We start from the raw sequence: 17,813 nt of genomic DNA, 5'->3' as shown, positions 1-17,813 counted from the left end.
CGAGTTGGAGGCGGCTCACATGGGAACTCAACGTATTAGCACTGGCCGGATCCACACCGAACCGGTCAAGACCGAACGAGTCAACACCGACCGGCTGCAGGCCGGCGACTACATCGAGGCGTGGCACAACGGCAAGCTCTTCCACGAGGGCCGGGTGACCGACGTCGTTCCCAAACTGGATTTGTTCTGGATCCTGGACGCCCGGACCGGCACCCGCAGGCTGCTGGATCCGGAGGCCCTGGAGATCATCCGGCGCGAGGACACGGCAGCCGGCAGCGGCACACCCCGTAACTACCCAGCGGGAGGGCCGAACAGAACCCCTAACGTGGAGCCGTTATCCGCATGAATTAGGGATGTCCACCACCTTCCGACGGGGGTAACGTCGGAAGGGGACTTGGTTTCGGCGAAGGAGGCGGAACATTTTGGACCACAATCAGCTGGGGGCTACCAGAGGCGAGGGCAGAACGACGGGCCATGTGGCAGCGGCCGAGGATGAAAACAGACTTTTGGGGCTTGTCCTGGACAGCCCTGAGATCACTTCCTTCCTCACCGAACTGGCCATCATGACGGCGTCGTGCCTTTCGACGCAGGACAACATTATTGATTGCGGCGTGACCGTACTGCGGGAGAAAAAGCCCGCGGTGGCAGCCAGCAGCAATACGCGGGCGGCGTCCCTGGATGAGCTGCAGAACGGCTTCGGCGAGGGGCCGTGCCTCACCGCCCTGCACGGGAACACCACCGTTCTGATCCCCGACCTTCTTGTGGAGGAACGGTGGCACCGCTACACGGAGGCCGCACTGGACAACGGCGTTCGCTCCGTCCTTGCCGTCCCCTTGAACCTGGCGGGCGAGGCACACGGGGTGACAAACCTCTATTCCAGACAACCCGACGGATTCTCGGACCTGGATGTCCTGACCGCTGAAAACTTCGTGGCCAATGCGTCACGGTCCATACAGCTCGCGCTCAGCATGGCACACCTGAAGGGTGTACACGAGGACCTCCTGGCAGCGATGCAATCACGGACCATTATTGACATGGCGGTGGGCGTGGTCATGGCGCAGAACGGCAGCTCCCAGGATGAGGCCATCAGCATCCTCACACGGGCGTCCAACAGCCGCAACGTGAAACTCCGCGAGGTGGCCTCCACCGTGGTGGACTCCGTAGGCGGCAAAGGTACGGAGAGCAAGGCGTCCTAAGCGGACTTGCTGGGGTGATACGGGGGTTGTTGGCTGGCGCACCCCTACCGATCGGCCCAACCGGTGGGCGCGGGGGCGTCGAGGAACGTGGTCACTACCTCGCGCACGAGGTCGGTCCGCGCGAGCCCAAAAAAGTGCGTCGTTCCGGGGAACACCGCGAGCTGCGACGCCGGCACGCCCTCGAAGTCGCCGTTCACGTCTCCCCCGCGCAGTTGGAGGAACTTCACCGCGTGCTCGAGCTTGACCATGTCGCAGTCACCCACCGTGAAGAGCGTCGGGGCGGCGATTCCGCGGATCTCATCATCGCTCCATCCGGATTCGCCCGAGCCGTAGTGTGAGAGCTTATCGAGCAGGCCCTGCAAGTGCTCGCGATCGGGATGCGGGGACACTGCGAGGTAACGTTCCTCCATTGGGGTTCCCGCGATCATGTCCACCGTCATCTCCGCGACAGCTTCCTCGTTGCCGCCGCGATTCCCCTCTGGCCGGAACGACACCGACGAAACGATGAGCTTGCGCACAAGTTCCGGGTGGTGGATCGCCAGGTCCAGCGCGACCGCACCGCCGACGCTGAACCCGAACACATCCACGCTGCCGACACCGAGGTGCTCAAGAAGCCCGATGACATCAGACGCCAGAGCGTGAGTGCCCAGCGGCCGGTCGATGTCGTTAGTGCGTCCGTGCCCTTGGAAGTCCGTGGCGATCACCCGGCGCCCGCCCGACAAACTCGGGATCAGCGCACCGAACTGCTGCTCGATGTCGAAGAGCCCGCCGTGCAGGAGCAACAGCGGTGTGCCGCCCTCCCCGTGCAACTCGTAATACATCTGGAGCCCATTGACCGACGCGTATCCGGTCTCGCGGGCGGCTGTCGTCCCATCGGTCATCCGTGAGCCTCCTCTGGCCTCTGCGTGCCTGCCCTCAATCCTGACATTGCACCCGCTGCACAGCCAGTGCACGGCCGGCACAAATTCTTCCGCGGACTGACTGATGCACACGCCACACTGCAACCTGGGGCACAACGCCGGCACCGCCGTCGTGCCTGACAGGGAGCTTGCCCGACAAAACCCTAGGAGATCTTGCGACGGTAAATGGCGGTCGCGAAGGCATAGGTGGGAACCAGGATGCCGACGAGCCAGGCGAGGGAGATCCAGATGTCACTGCCGACCGGTTCCTCGGCGAACAGGGCCCGGATGGTGTTCACAATGGAGGTGGCGGGCTGGTTCGAAGCGAACCATGCGACCGGGCCCGGCATCGAATCGGTGGGCGCGAATGCCGAGCTGATGAACGGCAGGAAAATCAGGGGATAGCTGAACGCACTCGCGCCGTCAACAGTCTTCGCCGAGAGCCCGGCGATCACGGCGATCCAAGTCAGCGCCAGGGTGAACAGGACCAGGATGCCGGCGACGGCAAGCCAGGAAGCCACGGATGCCCCCGTGCGGAACCCCATGACGAGGGCGACGCCGATCACGAGCGCTACCGAGACCAGGTTCGCGGCCAGGGAGGTGAGAACGTGGGCCCAGAGCACGCTCGACCTCGCGATCGGCATGGACTGGAAGCGTTCGAAAATGCCGCCCTGCATGTCCAGGAACAACCGGTACGCGGTATACGCGACTCCGGACGCGATGGTGATGAGCAGGATGCCAGGGAGCATGTAGTTGATGTACGACGTATCGGATCGGGTGTTGATCGCACCGCCGAAGACGTACACGAACAGCAGCATCAGCGCGATCGGGGTGACAGCGGTGGTGATGATCGTGTCGGGGCTGCGGAGGATGTGGCGCAGCGAGCGGCTGGTCAGGACGCGTGTGTCGCCGAAAACGTGAACGGTCATCGGACTTCCTTTCGTGCTGGGACCGTGCCGGCGGCGTGACCGTCGTCGGTGTTCGGGCCGTCGTCAGTGGTAGGGCCCTCGCCGGTGGTAGGGCCCTGGCCGGTGCCACCGACGAGGGCGAGGAAGACGTCCTCGAGGGAGGGCTGCTTCTCCACGTACTCGACTTTGGCGGGCGGGAGGAGTTGCTTGAGTTCGGCGAGCGTCCCGTTCTGGATGATCGTGCCCTTGTGCAGGATCGCGATGCGGTCGGCGAGCTGTTCTGCCTCGTCGAGATACTGCGTGGTCAGTAGCACCGTGGTGCCCTGGCCGGCGAGTCGCTTAACGGTCTGCCACACCTCGATGCGCGCCTGGGGGTCGAGCCCCGTTGTTGGTTCGTCGAGGAAGATGACCGCCGGGTTCCCGATCAGGCTCATCGCGATGTCGAGCCGGCGTCGCATGCCCCCCGAGTACGTCGACGCCTTGCGGGAACCCGCATCGGCGAGGCTGAACTGCGCAAGCAGCCCATCGGCGACCGCCCCCGGGTCCCTTAGATGACGCAGCTTGGCTACGAGCACGAGGTTTTCCCGGCCGGTTAGTACTTCATCGACCGCGGCGAACTGGCCGGTCAGGCTGATCGACTCGCGCACGTCGCCGGGCTCCGCGGTGACGTCGAAGCCGTGCACCGTGGCGGAGCCGGCGTCGGCCTTCAGCAGCGTGGACAGGATCCGCACCAGCGTGGTCTTGCCCGCGCCGTTCGAACCGAGCAGCGCGAAGATGCTCCCCGCGGCCACGTCAAAGTCCACGCCGCGCAGGACGTGCAGGTCCTTGAACGACTTCTCAATGCCCTGCACCCGGATAGCGGCGGTTGTCACGATCCTGCCTCTTTCGCCTTATCGACCGCCTCGGTGAGACGGGCCCGTTCCTTGTCGATCCATCGCTTTCCGCCGTAGGCCTGGGCGAAGCTCTCGGCGAACTCGATGGGATCCTCGCCGACGATCTCCTCCACTGGCGTGCCGTCGATGGCAGCGCGTTCCCACAGGTCCGCCAGGTCCGAGAACATCTGCACGATGGTGTCCCCATCGGTGACCCCGCCGTAGTACATGAAGTACCGGTTGAAAGCGGTCGCCACCGCGCGGTAGGGCTCGGGCAGGGCATCCAGCCGCGCCTTGGACTGCTTGTACTGCTTCTTCTGCTCGAGCGAGCCGGTCACCAGCTCGATCCACTTGGCTGCCATATCACTTTCCTCCCGTGCGGAGCTGTTCAAGCCGTTCGGACAAGAAGCTCCATGTTTTCCAGAATTCGTTAAGTTCTTTTTCGCCCTGTGGGTTGAGCGTGTACACCTTGCGCGGCGGCCCTTTCTCGGAGGGCCGCTTCTCGACGTCCACCAGGCCCTTTTGCTCGATCCTGACCAGCAGCGCGTACACGGTCCCCTCGGCGATTTCGGTGAACCCCTGCGCCCGGAGCAGCGTGGTGATTTCGTACCCGTAGTGCGGGCTCCCGGTCAGGAGGGCAAGAACAATGCCCTCCAATGTCCCCTTGAGCATCTCCGTCATTTGCTTACCCACCGGACACCTCCTCATCCACTACTCAGTGTTACTAGCTACTAGTACATAGTAGCGCTAAGTAGTCGAGTTGCAAGGCCTCAAAATGATCCCCCTGGAGGTGCCGTGGGGCAGGTATTAAGTTCCCGGGTTCCGCCGTTGGGCGCCAAGGCTCTACAGCCTGCCGGAAGAGCGCCCCGTCATCGGTTAGCCCCCCGGCCCTTTCCAGTTGCGGGCGCTAACCGATGGGAATAGGTTGTGGAGATGTCCACTACGCCGGAGCGCGACCTCCTCCTTGAACTCCAGGACCTGATTGTCGGCACAGATTCAATAGCCGAGTTCCTGGGAGGCTTCGCTGCTATCGCCGCCGACGTGATCAGCCGGAACGCCGGTGAAACCGTGGAATGCGGCGTGACTCTGAAACGCGTCAAGCACACCAGGACCGTTGGCGGAAGCAGCCCGAAGGCCATCCACCTGGACAAGATCGAGCAGCAGGTAGGTGAGGGACCCTGCATCACAGCCCTCCAGACCCAAAGGCCCACCCTCCTGGGCGATGTCCGCACCGACTCACGCTGGCCGCGCTACCAGAAAGCGCTGTATGACGAGGGCATCCTGAGCGCCCTGGGCGTGCCGCTGGAGATCGGCGAAGACTCTTCCGCCGCCCTGAATTTTTTCGCTACGTCCACCAGCGTGTTCTCTGACGGCATCATCAAGGAAGCCGCCGGCTTCGCCGACCTTGCCGGCAGCGCCGTCCGCCTCGCCTTGAAAGTGGGCACCGCCCAGGGCGCGGCCGATGACCTCAGCGCAGCCATGCAGAAACGGACAGCCATCAACCTGGCCTGCGGGATCATCATGGGCCAGAACCGCTGCACCCAGGCCGAAGCCATGACCATCCTGACCAACGTGTCCAGCCACCGGAACCAGAAGCTCCGCGACGTGGCCGAGGAAATGGTCATCAAGATCTCCGGCGACAAGCCCAGCACCCACTTCGACGCGTAAAATGACCGCATGACACCGCAGGAGTTGGCCAACCTGGCCCACCTGCGCCGCGCCCGCGACCTGATCGATCGCGAATATGCGCGGCCCCTCGATGTGCCAACCATGGCTGCCGGCGCCCTGATGTCGCCGGCGCACTTCTCGCGCCAGTTCAAGGCTGCCTATGGCGAGACGCCCTACAACTACCTCATGACACGGCGGATCGAACGCGCCATGGCCCTGCTGCGGGCCGGCATCAGCGTGACGGACGCCTGTATGGAGGTGGGCTGTACATCGCTGGGTTCGTTCAGCTCCCGTTTCACAGAAGTCGTGGGCATCACCCCCAGCGAGTACCGCTCCAGGGAACACCACGCAGTGAAGGCCATGCCCAACTGCATCGCCAAACAACACACGCGGCCGGACCGCAAGGCGTCGGCAGCAAGCAAGAAAGCGGGCAGTGGAGCGGCACGGGAAACACTGAGCAGGATTGAAGAAGCGCCCGCGCCACAGCTGCAATAGCGTGTGAAACATGAACATTTCATTGAAGTACGCACACGTAACCGTCAACGATCTCGATGAATCCCTCGCGTTCTACCGCGACGCGCTTGGCTTTGAAGTGCGGAACGACGTCGGCTCGGACGGACAGCGCTGGGTCACCATTGGAAGTGCCGCCCAGCCCGACCTTGAGCTCGTTCTTTCGCCTCCCCACGCAGGCCGCTCCCAGGCAGACGGAGATGCCATCCAGGAACTCCTCACCAAGGGCGTCATGCCCATGCTTGTGTTCAACACGGACGATCTCGATGCGACGTTCGAACGGCTCCGCGCGTCAGGGGCCGAGGTCCTGCAGGAACCCAAGGCCCAGCCGTGGGGCCCGCGTGACTGCGCGTTCCGGGACCCCTCCGGCAATATGATCCGCATCAACCAAGGCTGACACTGGCGAAACACGGCCCGGATCCCGTTGCGGAACCCGGGCCGCTCCGTGCCGGGGTTAATCAAATATGAGTACTAACTACTCGTGTGCCCCGGTGGTGAGCCCCCTAGGCTCGGGATTGGCTGCAGTAGCGACGGCCTTCTCACTTGATGGGGGCGATCACGTGAACGATGGTCAAACACATACCGGCAGGGGCTCGGACGAACTTGAGCTGCCGACCCACTGGCGCTGGGACGGCACGGATCTCCTTTACGATCTGGTGGCACCCACGGAGGCCGCGTCACTGGACGTGCTCGCTGGCCTAGGGGCCGCGGCCCTGACCAGGGCCGCCGACGCGGTCCTTGATTGTGCGGTGACCCTCCGGGCACCGAAGCGGAAACCGGTCACGGCCGGCGCGCCGGACGCTGCCGTGGCGCTCACCAGGTGGGACCAGGAACATTCGCACGGCCCGGCGTCGGAATCGCTGGACGGCAGCGTTGCCATCCTCCTCAACGCCGAATCCCGGGACCCGCGGTGGCCCCACTACCGCCAACGGCTGCAGGCGGCTGGCTACTTGAGCGCTATGAGCCTTCCCCTGGAGGTGAGCCACGGCTATGCGGGCGCATTGACTTTCTTCGCGGCCGAGCCCAACGTCTTCACCACTGAGCTCATGTCGCAGGCTTTTGCCTTCCGGGATGTTGGATCGAGGAGCCTGCGCCTGGCAACGCAGGTGCGGCGGGCGTCCGAATTCACAGACCAGCTGCGCTCGGCCCTGACCAGCCGCACGACAATAGACATCGCCTGCGGCGTGATCATGGGGCAGAACAGATGCTCCTACGACGAAGCCTTCGACATCCTTGCCAAGGCCTCAAGCCACCGGAACGTGAAGCTGCGCCTCATCGCGGAATCAATCCTGGAAGGCTACGGCGGCGCCCCCGAAACCCACTTCGACAGCTGATTTTATTGACACCTGCCTCCCGAGGGTACAGCCCTCACTGTACTATCGGAGCATGGAAGCCCTCACCAGCGCCCCGGTTCTTGCGCGCTTCGGATACGCAGTATCGGATCCTACCCGTGCACGGATCCTGCTTGCCCTCGCCGATGCACCGTCGTATCCGTCGGACCTGGCAGAGTCACTGGGCGTGTCCCGGCAGAACATGTCCAACCACCTGAGCTGCCTGCGGGGCTGCGGCCTGGTGGTTGCCGTGCCGGACGGACGCCGCACCCGGTATGAGCTCGCAGATCCGAGGCTGGGCCACGCGATCGGGGACCTGCTGGGCGTTGTCCTGGCGGTGGACCCTGCGTGCTGCGCGCCCGACGGGACGTGCCTGCCTTGACAGCGACATTACGGGCCGAACCGGGCGCTTCCCGCCGGGCTGTCCTGGCCCGGCGCATCCGCCTCCTCGCGGCGGCCACCATCACCTACAACGTGATCGAGGCCGGCGCCGCGCTCTGGGCCGGGGGTGTGGCTGACTCATCCGCCCTGATCGGCTTTGGGCTGGATTCGGTCATCGAAGTCGCCTCGGCAGTGGCCTTGTCATGGCAGTTCGCCGCCCAGGACCCTGAGCGGCGGGAACAGTTGACGCTTCGGATCATCGCCGTGTCCTTCTTTGCCCTGGCAGCATTTGTGGCCGTGGACGCCGTCCGCTCGCTCTTGGGCGCAGGCGAACCGCGGCATTCTCCTGTTGGCATCGTCATCGCAGCCATGAGCCTGGCGATCATGCCGGTTTTATCCTGGCTGCAGCGGCGGGCCGGACGGGAACTTGGCTCGCGGACAGCGGTGGCCGACTCGAAGCAGACCCTGCTGTGTACATACCTCTCCGCGGTCCTGCTGGCAGGGCTCCTGCTGAACAGCACCATGGGCTGGTGGTGGGCTGACGCCGGCGCGGCCCTCGTGATTGCCGTGATCGCAGTGCGTGAAGGCATCAACGCTTGGCGCGGCGATGCCTGCTGCACGGTTCCCCACGCCGTCGGATCCCGTGAGCCGACAGCGGACGGATGCTGCGATGGCTGCCACACCGGCCCTGACATGGCCCAGCGCACGGTGCTCCCCGTCCGTATCCCCCTCCGTGAGGACTGAACGCGGACTTCGAACTGCCCCGCATCCTCACAGCCCGAACACCGTTGCCCGCGTCCGCGGCCCCGGCTTCCGCGGCCCCGGCCCGCATGAACGGTGCCGTCCAACACCGCTCGTGCGGCCCACGGCAGCTCATGCGGGACAAGGCCGCCCTAGTGAGTACGCGCGGACGCCGCTGCCGAGAGTGCCTGCAGGCCCTTTTCGAAGTCTCCGCCCACCATCTTGTCCATGTTCATGAACAGGGCGAAGACCTTGGCCAATCCCTTGTTCTCGCCCGTCATGGTCCACTTCACGTTGGTGCCGCCGTCGACCGGGGTCAGCGTGAAGGTGGTCGGGTTCACGGCCTTGAACGGCTTGGTGAACTCGAGCCGGACCCTGACCAAGCGGGGCTCCGTCGACTCCACGATTTCCATGTTTCCGCTCCCGGCCTTGCGGTTGCCGCTCCAGGAGTATTTCGCGCCGACGCCGGCAGCGTTGCCGGAATAGTGGCGTTCCAGGGCGGGGTCCACCTTCTCCCAGGGAGACCACTGGGTCCATTCGTGAAAGTTGTTGATGAGCGGGAAGATTGCCTCGGCCGGAGCCGGAATGAATGCGCTGCGGGTCACTTCATAGGTAGACATGCTGCCAGCATAGTGCGGGGCCGTCCTGCCCGGGAGTGCCCGGCCCCGGAGCCCCCGACCCGGTGGCACTTCCGGCGTCAGGACGGGCTAAGGGCACTGATTTTGCGCTCCAGCGCGACCCTTTCCGCCGCGTTCCCGCACAGCTCCAGGGCCTGCAGCAGGGCGTGTCGGGCTTCGTCGACGCGGCGCAGCCGGGTGAGGAGCTCGCCTCGGACGGACGGAAGAAGGTGCGAACCGTTGAGCTCTCCCCGCCCGGCGATCTCCTCCACCAGGGCCAGCCCGTCGGCCGGGCCGGACGCCATGGCTACCGCCACCGCCCGGTTGAGTTCAATGATGGGCGACGGCGTTAGCTGGCCGAGTGCCTCATACAGTCCAACGATCCGGGGCCAGTCAGTCTCCGCCACCGAGTGCGCAACCGCATGGCATTCGGCGATGGACGCCTGCAGGCCATAGGCACCCAGCCCGCGGCCGCCGTCGGCCTTTGCCAGCGCCGCACGTCCGCGCCGGATCGCCGACTGGTCCCATAGCCGCCGGTCCTGGTCCTCGAGGAGGACCGGCTGGCCGGACTTGTCCAGGCGGGCGGGAAAGCGGGCGGCGGTCAACTCCAGCAGCGCAAGCAGCCCGAAGACCTCCGGCTGCGGATCGAGCCGCACCAGGGTGCGGGCCAGCCGCTGCGCCTCGCCGGCGAGGTCCCGCCGGATCCACGAGTCCCCGCCGGAGGCAAACGACCCCTCCGTGAAAATGAGGTAGACCACCTGCAACACGGAACCCAGCCGCTCGGCCCGCTCCCGGGGCTCCGGCACGGCAAAGGGCACGTTGGCGGCGGCCAGGGTTTTCTTGGCGCGCGTGATGCGGGCCTGGATTGTTGCCACCGGCACCAGGAACGCTTTCGCGATGGCCTCGCTCCCCAGCCCGCCCACCACGCGCAGGGTCAGCGCGATGCGCGCCTCCTTGGACAGCACCGGGTGGCAGGAGATGAACATCAATGCCAGGACGTCGTCGTCGATGGCTTCAGGGTCGAATAAGGCATCCGGGCCGGGTTCCTCCGGGGTCAGGTCCCGGGCCAGTATTGCGTATCGTTCGTCCGCTGCGGAGCGGCGCCGGAAGGCATCTATGGCACGACGGCGGCCGGTGGTCAGGAGCCAGCCCGTCGGTTCGTGGGGGACGCCGTTAACGGACCAGGAGACGAGCGCCTCGGCCAGCGCCTCCTGTGCCAGGTCTTCGGCGAGGGCGAAATCGCCAGTGAAGCGGGCGAGGGCGCCGACGATTCGTGCGGCTTCCATCCGCCACACAGCTTCGACGGCGCCCCTCGCCGCGGTGGATCCCACCGGTCAGAGCTGCCCGGTCTGCTCGCGCCAGGCGCGTTCCTTCTGGATCCATTCGTTGTCCTGCGGGAATTCGTCGATGGTGGGCACGCGCCGGATCTCGGTCTTGCTGCCTTCCGTCATCGGCGCCCGCTTGGCCCACTCGACGGCTTCCTCCTTGGAGGCGACGTCCAGGAGGTAGAAGCCGTTGAACAGTTCCTTCGTCTCGCCGTAGGGCCCGTCGGTGACTACCGGCTGCTCGCCGGTGAAGTCCACTACGACGCCTTCCTTGGGATCATCGAGGCCTTCGGCTGCCAGCAGGACGCCGGCGCGGATCAGTTCGTCGTTAAACTTGCCCATGGCGGTCAGGGCCTCGGTGAAGTCGACGTCCGTGAACTTGGCGAGGGACTCGTCGGTTGCCCGCATGATCAGCATGTACTTGGCCATTTCAATCTTCTCCTTGAGTGTGGAAGGTCGCCCTTCGACCTTCTCACCCATAGGTCGAACGGCACCACCGCAGATCGACACAACTGAAGAAAAACTTTTGGCTAGCTGCGGGTGTCCCGTCGCTGACGCTTGGGTTTCCCGTTCACGATCGTCCGGACAGCCGCATCCAGCTGGTCCAAGGTGCCTTTGGCGTCTGCCAGGGCCATAAGCTCCGCCGCTACGACCGCCAGCTTGAGGTTGCTGCGGCTGCTGTGGCCGATCAGCAGCTTGAACGCCTCCTCCGCGCCGATCCCTAGCCTGCCCATCAGCAGTCCCCGGGCCTGGTCGATGACGCTGCGGGTGGCAGTGGCACGCTCCACGGCTTCGCGGGCGGCCACTTCGGTCTCCCGCTGGAGGGTGGCGGTCAGGTCCACCATCATCCCGTCGATCGTGGTGACCGTTCCTGCCGGGTCAACAGTCCCCTCGCCGGAAGTCAGGACCTGGTGAAGGCGGCCGTGGGCGTCGATGATCCGGTGATAGATGGAGAAATGGCCGCCATGGCAGCAGATCTCAGCGATGATCTCCTGGGCCCGCGGCCTGTCGTCAGGATGCTTGTGGGCGAAGATCAGCTCGATAGAGGGCACCACCTCGCCACGCTTGTAGCCGTGCAGCTCAAAGAGGCCGTCAGAAAACTCCACGGTCCCGCTGACCAGGTCAATGTGGTAGGTTCCGGCTGGGCAATTCCGCGTCCCCAAAGCACTCGAATACGTGTAGGGGCTGCTCAAATCCGACAATTGGGCACCTCCAGGCGTTCCGTAGGCCGCCTCCCCTGGGCGGGTCACCCCATTATGGCAAGGAATCCCGCATTTGAGACGTTTGTATCCCCACGGTGACGTCCCGCCGTCGAACCCTCTCTCACTTCGCTGGTCCGTTGCTCTATCACTTGTGGTCCCCAAAAGGCCCCCAGAAGGACCCTAAGTGATAGAGCAACGCATCCTCCTGCTGGACGCGGCACCCGGCGTCCGCCGCCTCCTAAGTGCGGGCAGACTTGACGCCGATACCCCCTGGGGGTATATTTTCAGTGTTGTCAGTGAAGTGGTATGTCCAGGCCCGGTGCCCCGCACCCGCCATCACAGCCGTTCAACCCCAGCGCCCATTGGACCTTCGTCAACGAATGGAAACTGACATGCCTGGTATTGGAAACCGCACCGAACTGCCTCAAGCCACCTCCGCCGTCGGCTGCAGCCGCTGCTCGACCGGCGTCCCGGCTCACCCACAGCGGAACACGGCCGACGCCGAATACTCCGTTGGCGGCCTGACCTGCGGACACTGCGTTGAGACTGTGCAGAGGGCCGCGACCGCCGTCGAAGGCGTCACCGCCGCCACCGTTGAACTGGTAGCAGGCGGGACGTCGCGCCTGCTGATTTCCGGATCGGCCGATCACGTCGCGATCCGTGAGGCAGTTTCCGCTGCCGGGTACACCATTAGCCGCTGAGCAACCCCACCGCGTCCTCGCCAGGAGGAATCATGCAACACCACGGCACCACCACCGGACACCACCACCACGAAAACCACGCGTCTCCGGGCCACGGCGCCCGGGACGCCCATGCTGTCCATACCTCCGGCCAGCACGCCGGCCACAGCACCGCCATGTTCAAAAACAGGTTCTGGACGGCCCTCGCCCTCTCCATCCCCGTGGTCTACTTCAGCCCCATGGTGGGCCACCTTCTGGGTTACATGCCGCCCATGTTTCCCGGATCCGCCTGGATTCCACCAGTCCTGGGAACGGTGATCTTCCTTTACGGGGGTCAGCCGTTCCTGAAGGGCGGGCTGCGGGAACTGAAAGACCGGCGCCCTGGCATGATGCTGCTGATCGGGATGGCCATCAGCGTTGCTTTTGTTGCCTCATGGGTCACCACGCTGGGCATCGGCGGCTTCGACCTGGACTTCTGGTGGGAACTGGCCCTGCTGGTGGCCATCATGCTTCTGGGCCACTGGATTGAAATGCGCGCCCTCGGCTCCGCGCAGGGCGCACTGGATGCCCTTGCCGCGCTGCTCCCGGACGAGGCTGAACGCGTAACCCCCACCGGCACCGAGACCGTTCCGGTCTCCGAACTGAGCGAAGGCGACATCGTCCTGGTGCGCTCCGGCGCCCGGTTACCTGCTGACGGCAGGGTCCTTGAGGGGCAGGCCGAGTTCGATGAGTCCATGATCACAGGTGAGTCCAAGACAGTGTCCCGCTCGCCAGGCGACGCTGTCGTGGCCGGAACGGTGGCCACCGACAACTCCGTGCGCGTCCGCGTGACCGCCGTTGGCGACAACACCGCCCTGGCCGGCATCCAGCGGCTGGTGGCGGAGGCCCAGGCATCCTCCTCGCGCGCCCAGGCGCTCGCCGACCGGGCCGCTGCGTTCCTGTTCTACTTTGCCGCTGGAGCGGGTGTGCTCACCTTCGTTGCCTGGACCTTGCTTGGCAGCGTCCCGGAAGCCGTGGCCCGCACCGTCACGGTGCTGGTGATTGCCTGCCCACACGCCCTCGGCCTGGCGATCCCACTGGTCATCGCGATCTCCACCGAGCAGGCGGCACGGGCAGGTGTGCTGATCAAGAACCGGATGGCCCTCGAACGGATGCGCACCATCGACGTCGTCCTCTTCGACAAAACCGGAACGCTCACCACGGGTGAGCCGGAGCTCAAGGACATCGCAACGTCCGACGGCGGCAGCCGGGACGGGCTGCTTGCGCTCGCCGCCGCCGTGGAGGCGGACAGCGAACACCCGGTTGCCCGTGCCATCGTCAGGGCGGCGCGGCAGCGGAACCTGAACATCCCGCACGCCACGGGCTTCACTTCCCTGACCGGACGAGGAGTCCGCGCCAGCGTGGACGGCCGCACCATCCAGGTGGGCGGCCCGGCCCTACTGCGCGAACTGGGCCTTTCGGAACCTGACTCGGTGGCTTCCTCGACCGCGGGGTGGATGGAACGCGGGGCTGCGGTCCTGCACGTTGTCGACGGTGACCGGATCCTGGGGGCCGTCAGCCTGGAGGATGCGGTCCGAACCGAATCGCGCCAAGCCGTAGCGGCGCTGCAGGACCGGGGCATCAAGGTTGCGATGGTTACAGGCGATGCCCGGCAGGTTGCGGAGGCCGTGGCGGCCGAGCTGCACATCGACGAGGTCTTCGCCGAAGTCCTGCCGGCGGACAAGGACAAGAAAGTGGCGGAGCTGCAGGCCCGAGGGCTGAAGGTGGCCATGGTGGGCGACGGCGTCAACGACTCCCCTGCGCTGGCCCGGGCAGAAGTGGGTATCGCGATCGGGGCGGGCACCGACGTCGCTATGGAATCGGCAGGCGTTGTGCTGGCCGGCAACGATCCCAGGGCCGTGCTGTCCATGGTGGACCTCTCCCGCGCCAGCTACCGGAAGATGTGGCAGAACCTGGTCTGGGCCACCGGCTACAACGTCATTTCCGTCCCGCTGGCCGCCGGCGTCCTCGCGTTCGCCGGGGTGGTACTCTCCCCGGCGGCGGCCGCTGTCCTGATGTCCGCCTCGACTATTGTGGTGGCACTGAACGCCCAACTGCTTCGTCGGATCAGGCTGAACCCGGAGCAGGTCCGTTGACGCTGATGCAGGGAGGATCCACGGCATGAACGCAGCAGCCCGACGCCGGCTGGCAGCTCCGATGGGGCGCGCCGGGCTGCTCGCCGGGATCCTGGCCATTGTGGCCGGAATCCTGGGGATGCATGTCCTGACCGGCAACCACGCCGCGCACACGCTCGGAGCCGTGGCGCCGCCGTCGTACGCCACAGCCACGCCCGGCGGGCAGGCTCACATGACGCACGCCCACGGCGCGCACAGCGGCATGGTGCAGGGTAACCGCAGCGTGGTGCGGGGCGAGCCCGGTGCCTACGGTGCATCCGCTGCTGCGTGCAGCGGCAGCCTTGGCAGCGCGGAGTTGCCGGCCGCGGGCTGCACTCCCCTGGCCAAGGCCGGATCCCTCAGTGCCCCCGAACCAGGCAGCGCGGGGCAGCTTGCGGACGCACGGGTCAGTTCCGGTGTGGGAACCATGCGGTTCTACCCTTACCTGCCCGATGGCCCGTCCCCGGGAGATCTCTCCATCAGCCGGACGTAAAGGGCACGACGCCGGGCCCACAGTCCGGCGATCTGCCTGCCCGATGTGCACCATCGGGCCGTCCGCCGCGCCAACTGCGCGGCATGCCAAGACTCCGGCGCCCCCTGCGCCGAACACAACCCGAAGGTAGATTTCCCATGAACACCAAGAAACTAAGCCTGGCAGCAGCCGCCCTTGCCGCTGCCCTATCGCTCGCCGGATGCGCCGCCGGCACCGGCACGGGCACTACGCCGTCGCATGGCATGAACCACGGCAGCTCCAGCCCGATGTCCAGCATGATGCCGGACGCCTCGGCGGACCACAACGCCGCGGACATCATGTTCGCTCAGATGATGATCCCCCACCACGCACAGGCCGTGGAAATGAGCGAGATCATGCTGGCGAAAACTGGCATTCCGGCCTCAGTGACCTCCCTGGCCACCCGGATCAAGGCGGCGCAGGCTCCCGAAATCGAGCAGATGACGGACTGGCTCGAGGATTGGAACCAGCCCACCGGCATGATGACCGGGCACGCCATGCACGGCGGGGACATGTCCGGCATGGTCAGCGCCGAGGACCTGGACAAACTCAAGGCCGCCCAGGGCACAGAAGCTGCGAAGCTGTTCCTGACGCAGATGATCGCCCATCACGAGGGCGCCATCGCCATGGCCCAAACCGAGGTCGAGTCCGGCGAGTTCACCAAAACCATCGAGCTGGCCAACGCGATCATCACCTCGCAGCAGGCGGAAATCGAGGAGATGAAGGAGTTGCTCGCCGCAGTGTGACAACCGCCTGACCACTTTCCCTCGCGATGCTCTATCACTTCCGGTTCCTAACAGCCACGTTTAGCAACCAAGAGTGATAGAGCATCGTTGGAATTGTCGCGAAAGGTGAGAGAGCGTTTCGACGGCGGCGGCGGCGCCTTCCCGTGTTAAGTTGAAATGTGCGGACCGACCGGTCCGGCGCACCGGCTGGAAAGAGTACCCCTGTTGCAACTGCCCGACCCTGCCTCCGCGCAAGTGAGAATACTGACCGTCTGTACGGGCAACATCTGCCGGTCCCCCGTGGCCGAGCGGCTCCTGCAGGCAGGCCTGGACCAGGCAGTTCCGGGCGGTTTTGTGGTCACCAGCGCCGGCACGCATGCCATGGTGGGCGATCCCATCCAGCCGCCGTCCGCGGACATCGTGCGCACATTTGGCGGCAACGCAGAAGGCTTCGCCGCCCGTCAGCTGACCAGCAGGATCCTGCGCGGCGTGGATCTGGTGCTCACCATGACGTCGGGCCATCGCGGTGAGGTCCTGAAGCTGGACGCGTCCGTCCTGAAGCGCACCTTCACCATCCGCGAGTTCGCCCGGATGCTCGACGTCCTGGATGACCGCGCCGCCACCGCCCCTGGAACAGCGGAAACACCAACAGAAGCAACGCACGACGCCGGCAAGCGGCTGGCAGCGAACGCCGAGGTCTGGCGCGGCCTCCCCGCCAGGGCCGCAGCGGTCCGGCACCTGTCCCTGCCGTCGGATTCGTCAGAGAACGACGTCATCGACCCCTACCGCCGTGGCCTGGACATCTACCGCCAAATGGAGGACGAACTGGCCCCGGCTATCGTCTCCATCCTGCGCCATGCACGGCTGAACGCCCCCGCCTGACCGGACTGCCGCCGTCGTCCCGGACTGCGGCTAATTGTGCGGGTTTTCTGCGGATTCCCCCGATGTAGCGCCGGAACGCCGGTGCTAATTTTCGGAAATGGGCACCCATGCCGCGGATCCAAGGTCGACCAACCGCGCCAATGCCGCACGCCTTCATCGTCCCGTCATCGTTGCTCTCCAGATGCTGCTGGTGCTCGCAGTCCTCGTTCCTATGCTCAAGGACGCGTATCTATTCAATCTCGGCAGGATCTTCGACTCAGAAACCACCAAGATCGAACAAGCCTTCCCGGCAGAATCCACCCGACCGCAGCCGTCCATCCCTGGGGCGGCCGTAGGCGGTACCGCAGCCAATCCAGCAGCGGCGGGGGCCCCGCCGTCGAACACCCGCAGCTCCCTGAACATCCTGGTGATGGGCAGTGACAGGCGCGCGTCCTCCAGTGAGAAGGCTGCCGCCGGCGCCGCCTCCAACCAGCGCGCTGATGCCCTCATGCTGGTCCACATTCCCGCGGACCGCACCAAGGTCTACTCCATCTCCCTGATGCGTGACCTCTGGGTGGGAATCAAGGACCACGGCCACGCCAAGATCAATGCTGCGCTGGCATTCGGCGGCGTCCCGCTGATGGTGCAGACCGTAGAGTCCATCTTCGGCCAGCGCGTAGACCATGTCGCCATGATCGACTTCGAAGGCTTCGTGGGGATGACTGACGCCGTGGGCGGGGTGGAAGTGGACATCCCGGCGCCATTTGTGTCCCGCCACGACCGGATATCCTTCCCCGCGGGCCCGAACACCCTGGACGGTGTACACGCCTTGGAGTTTGTCCGTGAGCGGTACGCCTTTGCTGACGGCGACTACCAGCGCGTGCGTAACCAGCAGGCATTCGTCAAGGCCCTCCTGGCAAAGAACCTCAGCCAGGACACGGTCCTGAATCCCCTCACGGTCCACAACGTGGTGAGCGCCATGTCACCGTTCGTCAGCGTCGACAGTGGACTCGATGCGGCCACCGTGATCAGGCTCGCGAGGGAGCTGAAGGATGTCCAGCCCGAGGACATGGTGATGTTCACGCTACCGACACGGGGCACGGGGACCTCCACCGACGGCCAGTCGATTGTGCTCCCGGACCTCGCGGCCATCGACGCTATCTCCGCGGCCATGGCCACCGACACGCTGGGAGACTATGTAGCGCACAACGGCCTAGAGGGCGGAAACTGATG

General features: G+C 65.4%; 23 protein-coding genes. 14 read left to right on the top strand and 9 right to left on the bottom strand.

What is annotated here, in order from left to right; all coding sequences use genetic code 11:
- Positions 1–19 precede the first annotated feature (19 nt).
- Both ACLKOZ_RS18160 and ACLKOZ_RS18155 read left to right on the top strand, forming a co-directional pair.
- Entirely contained in the window at positions 20–346 is a 327-nt protein-coding gene (locus ACLKOZ_RS18160; protein WP_436477125.1) for a hypothetical protein, read from the top strand.
- Between the two features lie 76 nt (positions 347–422).
- A complete protein-coding gene (locus ACLKOZ_RS18155; RefSeq protein WP_436477123.1) occupies positions 423–1,196 on the top strand; it encodes a GAF and ANTAR domain-containing protein in 774 nt (257 codons plus the stop codon).
- Positions 1,197–1,240: 44 nt separating this feature from the next.
- Here the strand turns inward: ACLKOZ_RS18155 and ACLKOZ_RS18150 are convergent, their stop codons facing one another.
- The 5 genes from ACLKOZ_RS18150 to ACLKOZ_RS18130 form a co-directional block, all read right to left on the bottom strand.
- Positions 1,241–2,188 (bottom strand): alpha/beta fold hydrolase, encoded by a 948-nt coding sequence (locus ACLKOZ_RS18150; protein ID WP_436477121.1) that lies wholly within the window; start codon positions 2,186–2,188, stop codon positions 1,241–1,243.
- Between the two features lie 71 nt (positions 2,189–2,259).
- Positions 2,260–3,024 carry an ABC transporter permease gene (locus ACLKOZ_RS18145; protein ID WP_436477119.1) on the bottom strand — a complete coding sequence of 255 codons (765 nt, stop codon included), beginning with the start codon at positions 3,022–3,024 and terminating at the stop codon, positions 2,260–2,262.
- Complete coding sequence (locus ACLKOZ_RS18140) at positions 3,021–3,875, bottom strand: ABC transporter ATP-binding protein (RefSeq protein ID WP_436477117.1); 855 nt, start codon at positions 3,873–3,875, stop codon at positions 3,021–3,023. Before ACLKOZ_RS18140 ends, ACLKOZ_RS18145 begins: the two co-directional genes overlap by 4 nt.
- On the bottom strand, positions 3,872–4,237 hold the full coding sequence (locus ACLKOZ_RS18135; protein WP_436477115.1) for a DUF1048 domain-containing protein: 366 nt from the start codon (positions 4,235–4,237) through the stop codon (positions 3,872–3,874). Before ACLKOZ_RS18135 ends, ACLKOZ_RS18140 begins: the two co-directional genes overlap by 4 nt.
- Before the next feature lies 1 nt (position 4,238).
- Positions 4,239–4,568, bottom strand: coding sequence for a PadR family transcriptional regulator (locus tag ACLKOZ_RS18130; protein ID WP_436477113.1), 330 nt, complete (start codon positions 4,566–4,568; stop codon positions 4,239–4,241).
- Positions 4,569–4,808: 240 nt separating this feature from the next.
- On the opposite strand from ACLKOZ_RS18130, the gene ACLKOZ_RS18125 reads away from it, so the two are divergent.
- The 6 genes from ACLKOZ_RS18125 (at position 4,809) to ACLKOZ_RS18100 (ending at position 8,509) form a co-directional block, all read left to right on the top strand.
- The gene (locus ACLKOZ_RS18125) at positions 4,809–5,543 is read left to right on the top strand and encodes a GAF and ANTAR domain-containing protein (RefSeq protein ID WP_436477111.1); all 735 of its coding nucleotides are present in this window, start codon (positions 4,809–4,811) and stop codon (positions 5,541–5,543) included.
- Positions 5,544–5,552: 9 nt separating this feature from the next.
- A complete protein-coding gene (locus ACLKOZ_RS18120) occupies positions 5,553–6,038 on the top strand; it encodes a helix-turn-helix transcriptional regulator (RefSeq protein WP_436477109.1) in 486 nt (161 codons plus the stop codon).
- A 10-nt stretch (positions 6,039–6,048) separates the two neighbouring features.
- Positions 6,049–6,450, top strand: coding sequence for a VOC family protein (locus ACLKOZ_RS18115; RefSeq protein WP_436477107.1), 402 nt, complete (start codon positions 6,049–6,051; stop codon positions 6,448–6,450).
- 163 nt (positions 6,451–6,613) lie between these two features.
- Complete coding sequence (locus ACLKOZ_RS18110) at positions 6,614–7,387, top strand: ANTAR domain-containing protein (protein ID WP_436477105.1); 774 nt, start codon at positions 6,614–6,616, stop codon at positions 7,385–7,387.
- 52 nt (positions 7,388–7,439) lie between these two features.
- Positions 7,440–7,766 (top strand): ArsR/SmtB family transcription factor, encoded by a 327-nt coding sequence (locus ACLKOZ_RS18105; protein ID WP_436477103.1) that lies wholly within the window; start codon positions 7,440–7,442, stop codon positions 7,764–7,766.
- A complete protein-coding gene (locus ACLKOZ_RS18100; protein ID WP_436477101.1) occupies positions 7,763–8,509 on the top strand; it encodes a cation diffusion facilitator family transporter in 747 nt (248 codons plus the stop codon). Before ACLKOZ_RS18105 ends, ACLKOZ_RS18100 begins: the two co-directional genes overlap by 4 nt.
- A 149-nt stretch (positions 8,510–8,658) precedes the next feature.
- Here ACLKOZ_RS18100 and ACLKOZ_RS18095 read toward each other — a convergent pair whose 3' ends face one another.
- From ACLKOZ_RS18095 to ACLKOZ_RS18080, 4 genes are all read right to left on the bottom strand, one after another.
- Positions 8,659–9,126: an SRPBCC family protein gene (locus ACLKOZ_RS18095; protein WP_337346133.1), complete on the bottom strand. Its 468-nt coding sequence runs from the start codon at positions 9,124–9,126 to the stop codon at positions 8,659–8,661.
- 77 nt (positions 9,127–9,203) lie between these two features.
- Positions 9,204–10,454, bottom strand: a complete 1,251-nt coding sequence (locus ACLKOZ_RS18090) for an RNA polymerase sigma factor (RefSeq protein WP_436477099.1) — start codon at positions 10,452–10,454, stop codon at positions 9,204–9,206.
- Between the two features lie 3 nt (positions 10,455–10,457).
- Positions 10,458–10,877 carry a YciI family protein gene (locus tag ACLKOZ_RS18085; protein WP_337351657.1) on the bottom strand — a complete coding sequence of 140 codons (420 nt, stop codon included), beginning with the start codon at positions 10,875–10,877 and terminating at the stop codon, positions 10,458–10,460.
- Positions 10,878–10,978: 101 nt separating this feature from the next.
- Positions 10,979–11,650, bottom strand: a complete 672-nt coding sequence (locus ACLKOZ_RS18080) for a PAS and ANTAR domain-containing protein (RefSeq protein WP_376043719.1) — start codon at positions 11,648–11,650, stop codon at positions 10,979–10,981.
- A gap of 392 nt (positions 11,651–12,042) precedes the next feature.
- Here ACLKOZ_RS18080 and ACLKOZ_RS18075 point away from each other — a divergent pair, with 392 nt between their 5' ends.
- The 6 genes from ACLKOZ_RS18075 to ACLKOZ_RS18050 all read left to right on the top strand — a co-directional run bounded on the left by ACLKOZ_RS18075 (position 12,043) and on the right by ACLKOZ_RS18050 (position 17,811).
- Positions 12,043–12,351: a heavy-metal-associated domain-containing protein gene (locus ACLKOZ_RS18075; RefSeq protein ID WP_436477096.1), complete on the top strand. Its 309-nt coding sequence runs from the start codon at positions 12,043–12,045 to the stop codon at positions 12,349–12,351.
- Positions 12,352–12,383: 32 nt separating this feature from the next.
- Complete coding sequence (locus tag ACLKOZ_RS18070) at positions 12,384–14,465, top strand: heavy metal translocating P-type ATPase (RefSeq protein ID WP_436477094.1); 2,082 nt, start codon at positions 12,384–12,386, stop codon at positions 14,463–14,465.
- 25 nt (positions 14,466–14,490) lie between these two features.
- A complete protein-coding gene (locus ACLKOZ_RS18065; protein ID WP_436477092.1) occupies positions 14,491–14,976 on the top strand; it encodes a hypothetical protein in 486 nt (161 codons plus the stop codon).
- 137 nt (positions 14,977–15,113) lie between these two features.
- A complete protein-coding gene (locus ACLKOZ_RS18060) occupies positions 15,114–15,740 on the top strand; it encodes a DUF305 domain-containing protein (RefSeq protein ID WP_436477090.1) in 627 nt (208 codons plus the stop codon).
- Between the two features lie 204 nt (positions 15,741–15,944).
- Positions 15,945–16,601: a low molecular weight phosphatase family protein gene (locus ACLKOZ_RS18055; protein WP_436477088.1), complete on the top strand. Its 657-nt coding sequence runs from the start codon at positions 15,945–15,947 to the stop codon at positions 16,599–16,601.
- A 97-nt stretch (positions 16,602–16,698) separates the two neighbouring features.
- A complete protein-coding gene (locus ACLKOZ_RS18050) occupies positions 16,699–17,811 on the top strand; it encodes an LCP family protein (protein ID WP_436477086.1) in 1,113 nt (370 codons plus the stop codon).
- Positions 17,812–17,813 lie beyond the last annotated feature (2 nt).

This window comes from Arthrobacter sp. R4 (assembly GCF_051365025.1).
Classification (GTDB): domain Bacteria; phylum Actinomycetota; class Actinomycetes; order Actinomycetales; family Micrococcaceae; genus Arthrobacter.
Note: the sequence above shows the minus strand (reverse complement) of the source record. Positions and strands in the feature narration are given on the sequence as shown.